The sequence below is a fragment of the Actinomycetospora sp. genome (assembly GCF_055612215.1).
The window spans coordinates 1-3795 of record NZ_JBVPVA010000064.1 but is presented as its reverse complement, the minus strand read 5'-3'; the positions used below and the strand labels follow the sequence as shown (position 1 = coordinate 3795).

Below are 3795 nucleotides of genomic sequence, written 5' to 3'. Positions count from 1 at the left end.
CACGAGGGGGGTGGGCCGGAGCGGGAGTCGAGGGACGGCGTCCCGGTCGGGCCGGAGTCCCGTCCGCCGGCCCGAGGGCGGACGGCTCCGTGGTGCGGTCCGAAGCAACCTGACGTTAACGGTGTCGAGGCCCCAGTGCACGACCCCTGACGAGATCGACGACGTGCTGATCGCCACGTCGCGGCAACCCGCCGGTCACCCCCGACGCCCCGGACACCGACGGTCCGCGCCGCAGCCCGATCTGCGGGGACCGACGGGTATCGGGGCCTGGCTGTCGGGGTATGCCCCTATCGTCTCGAACGGGTGTTCGATCGCACGGGGTTCCCGGGCCGCCGGCCACGGTGTCCGTGGCGCAGGGCGCGTCTGTGGCGCCCCGTCGCGATCGGATCGCCCGGACGGGCAACAGTCCGACCCACGACGGCCACGACCTCGGGAGCCATCATGAGTGAGACCGACACGCGAGACAGTCTGCCGCCCGACACGCCGTCGGGCCAAGACCCGCAAGGTCACACGGCCGACACACCCCCGTCGACGCCCGACCCCCACGGCGTCAAGACGCAGGGCGGCGGCTCGGCCGCGGAGAAGGATCCGGCGCACTGGGTCACCGGCGACGAGCCGATGACGGGCCCGCAGGCCAGCTACCTGGAGACGCTCGCGCACCAGGCGGGCGAGCAGGTGCCCGAGGGCCTCACGAAGGCCCAGGCGTCCGACGAGATCGAGCGGCTCCAGGGATCCGACGCCGACCCGGCCGGCAGCCCGGACCGCCAGGAGCGGCCCACCGACCAGTGGGTCACCGGCGACGAGCCGATGACCGGGCCCCAGGCCAGCTACCTGGAGACCCTCGCCCAGCAGGCGGGCGTCGAGCCGCCGACCGGGCTGAACAAGTCGGAGGCGTCGCGGGCGATCGACGAGCTGCAGGCGAAGGCGGGGCGGAACGGGGGGTGAGGCACGTCTGGCCTCCCGGCGGCCCGCCCGGCGAGCTCGGCCGGGCGGCGCTCGCCCGGCTCTACGCCTACCCCGACGCGCTGCAGCGCCCGTTCGTGCGGGTCAACTTCGTCGCCAGCGCCGACGGTGCCGTCGGCGACGCCGCGAGCGGACTGTCCGGGGGGCTGGACGCGCCCGGGGACCGGCCGGTGTTCGGGCTGCTCCGCGAGCTGGCCGACGTCGTCGTCGCCGGCGCGGGCACGGTGCGCGCCGAGGACTACCGGGGGGCGCGGACCTCGCCGGAGCTGCGGGCCCGGCGGCGGGCCCGCGGGCAGGCCGAGGTCCCGCCCGTCGCGGTGGTGACCGGGAGCGCGTCGGTCGAGCCGGACGCCCCGTTGTTCACCGACACCTCGGTGCCGCCCCTGGTGCTCACCACGACGACAGCGGCCGCGCCCGCGCGGTCCCGGTTCGGCGACCGCGCGGACGTGGTCGCGATCGGCGACGACGTCACCCCGGCGGCGGTGCTGGCGGCGCTCGCGGAGCGGGGACTGCACCGCGTGCTGTGCGAGGGTGGGCCGGCGCTGTTCGGCTCGTTCGCGGCCGCGGACCGCGTCGACGAGCTGTGCCTGAGCCTCGCGCCGCAGCTCGCGGGGGCCGGCCCGGGGCGCATCCTCGACGGCCCGCCGGGGCGCGACGGGCCGGTCCGGATGCGGCTGGCGTCCGTCCTCGCCCACGACGACGGGCTGCTGCTCCGGTACCGGACGGCCCGCGGGGACGCCGCGGCTCCCCCGACGGACGGTCCTACTAGTCCGATCGGGTGACATGCCGTGACGATCCGCCCGGCCGGGGTGTCCTACGAACAGTGGCCGCTGCGAGCGCGAACGCACGACAGCGCCGGAATCCGACACCTTGGGCACCCGGTGACGGACACTGCGAGAACGGCCACGAGCCTGACCCCGAGCGCAGAGGAGCGCCTCCCATGACGTCCGCTTCGGACTCCCCCGTCCCGCCGGTCTCCAACCAGCCGCTCTCGGGCTCCGCGACCGCGAAGCCCCGCACCGGCGCCGACCCATCGCGGCTCGCCGACGATTCCGGCCAGGGCAAGACGACGATCGCGTCCGGCGTGGTGCAGAAGATCGCGGGCATCGCCGCCCGCGAGGTGTCGGGCGTGTACTCGATGGGCGGCGGGGTCTCCCGCGCCTTCGGTGCCATCCGCGAGCGCATCCCCGGCGGCACCGGCACCTCGCAGGCCGCGGGCGTGCAGGTCGAGGTCGGCGAGAAGCAGGCGGCCATCGACCTCGACATCATCGTCGAGTACGGCGCCGGGATCGTCGAACTGGCCCGGGCCGTGCGCCGCAACGTCATCGGCGCCGTCGAGCAGATGACCGGCCTCGAGGTGATCGAGGTCAACATCGCGGTCAACGACATCCACATGCCCGGCGACGACAACGACGCGGAGCCGGCCCCGGCGACGACCTCGCGGGTCGAGTGAGCACGCCCGGCTCGATCCCCGCCGCGGCCCCCGGAGTGCGCGCCACCGCGCCGCACGACCCGTCCGCACCCGGGCGGGGTTCGCTGTCCCAGCGGGTCGCGGACGCGGTCCTCGCCCACCCCGACGTGGTGCGCCTCTCCGGGGGCACCTTCGGGTCGATCGCGACCTACCTGCCGGGCCGCCGCCTGGTCGGGGTCGTGCTCGGCGAGGGCGAGGAGCCCACGCGGATCGGCGTCGTGCTGCGCCTGGGCGCCCGGGTCCACGCGACGGCGGACGCGCTGCGCGCGATCGTCGCCGCCGAGACCGGTGCGCGGCGGGTGGACGTCGTCGTGGCCGATGTGGAGCCCGGGGGCGCGCCGTGACCACGGTGGACGAGCACGCCGCGACGACGGGGGCCGCCGGGTTCCGGGCGTTCGCGCGCCGGCACCACCCCGACGTCGGCGGTGACCCGGAGACCTTCCGTCGCGGGGTAGAGGCCTTCCGGGCGGGCCGCTCGCCGTTCGGGGCCGTCGCCGGCGATCTCGCCGGCCCCGGTGCCCACGCCGGCGGCGCCGCACCCCGGCCCGCGCCGTCGTGGTCGATCCCCGACGACGACCCCCGCCTCGACGTGCCGGTCGTCGCGGTCTCCGGCCGGATCCTGCCCCGCACCCTGCGCGCGGGGCGACGCTGGCTCGGCCGGGCGCCGCTGCGCCCCGTGCGCCACCGCCGCGTCGTCTGACCCGCTCCACCCGCACGAACCCGGCACGACCCGCACGACCCGCCCCTCGCCAGGAGGTCCATCCCATGAGTGCCACCACGGTCGGCCTGTTCGTCGGCCTCATCCTCGGCGTCGCCGCCGCTGCGGGCGGTCTCGTCGGCTTCTTCATCGCCCTCGTCCTGGGCATCCTCGGGCTGGTCGTCGGGCGCGTGCTCGACGGCGAGCTCGACCTCACCCAGTTCACCGGACGCGGCCGCGACCGATGAGCGAACCGTCCTCCGACGCCACCACGCCGGTCCCGGTCGTCCCGCCCGGGACCGCGACCGGCGCTGCGTCCGGTGCCGTCGCCGGATCTCGAGCCGGGTCTCGAGCCGGGTTCCCGACCGGCGACGACCCCGGGGAGCGCGGCACCCTCGAGATCGCCTTCTCGGTGGTCCGCCGGATCGCCGAGCACGCCGCGGACCTCAGCGACGGCACGGTGCGCACGCAGCGGCGGGTGGTGGGCGTCGGCCTCGGCGAGGCCGGGACGACCGCGCGGGTCTCGGGGTACGGGGACCAGGTCGACCTGCGCCTGGAGGTCCCGCTCGCCTATCCGGCGCCGATCGCGCTGACCGTCGAAGCGGTCCGCGGCAACGTCCGCGAGCGCGTCGAGACCCTCACCGGCTACGCGGTGCGGGCCCTC

General features: G+C 76.3%; 7 protein-coding genes and 1 pseudogene. All 8 read left to right on the top strand.

Features of this window, described 5'->3' with window-relative positions:
- Positions 1-579: 579 nt before the first annotated feature.
- A pseudogene (locus AC0CYZ_RS01415) lies at positions 580-729 on the top strand (DUF3072 domain-containing protein); the annotation flags it as partial.
- A complete protein-coding gene (locus tag AC0CYZ_RS01410; RefSeq protein ID WP_472211451.1) occupies positions 715-945 on the top strand; it encodes a DUF3072 domain-containing protein in 231 nt (76 codons plus the stop codon). The pseudogene AC0CYZ_RS01415 and the gene AC0CYZ_RS01410, both read left to right, overlap by 15 nt.
- Entirely contained in the window at positions 942-1745 is an 804-nt protein-coding gene (locus AC0CYZ_RS01405; protein WP_472211448.1) for a pyrimidine reductase family protein, read from the top strand. Before AC0CYZ_RS01410 ends, AC0CYZ_RS01405 begins: the two co-directional genes overlap by 4 nt.
- A gap of 158 nt (positions 1746-1903) precedes the next feature.
- Positions 1904-2416, top strand: a complete 513-nt coding sequence (locus AC0CYZ_RS01400; RefSeq protein WP_472211445.1) for an Asp23/Gls24 family envelope stress response protein — start codon at positions 1904-1906, stop codon at positions 2414-2416.
- The gene (locus AC0CYZ_RS01395; protein WP_472211441.1) at positions 2413-2778 is read left to right on the top strand and encodes a hypothetical protein; all 366 of its coding nucleotides are present in this window, start codon (positions 2413-2415) and stop codon (positions 2776-2778) included. Before AC0CYZ_RS01400 ends, AC0CYZ_RS01395 begins: the two co-directional genes overlap by 4 nt.
- Positions 2775-3134 (top strand): hypothetical protein, encoded by a 360-nt coding sequence (locus AC0CYZ_RS01390; RefSeq protein ID WP_472211438.1) that lies wholly within the window; start codon positions 2775-2777, stop codon positions 3132-3134. The genes AC0CYZ_RS01395 and AC0CYZ_RS01390 overlap by 4 nt, the downstream gene beginning before the upstream one ends.
- 65 nt (positions 3135-3199) lie before the next feature.
- On the top strand, positions 3200-3379 hold the full coding sequence (locus AC0CYZ_RS01385) for a hypothetical protein (protein ID WP_472211435.1): 180 nt from the start codon (positions 3200-3202) through the stop codon (positions 3377-3379).
- A partial coding sequence (locus tag AC0CYZ_RS01380; RefSeq protein WP_472211432.1) for an Asp23/Gls24 family envelope stress response protein occupies positions 3376-3795 on the top strand: 420 nt, incomplete at its 3' end. The genes AC0CYZ_RS01385 and AC0CYZ_RS01380, both read left to right, overlap by 4 nt.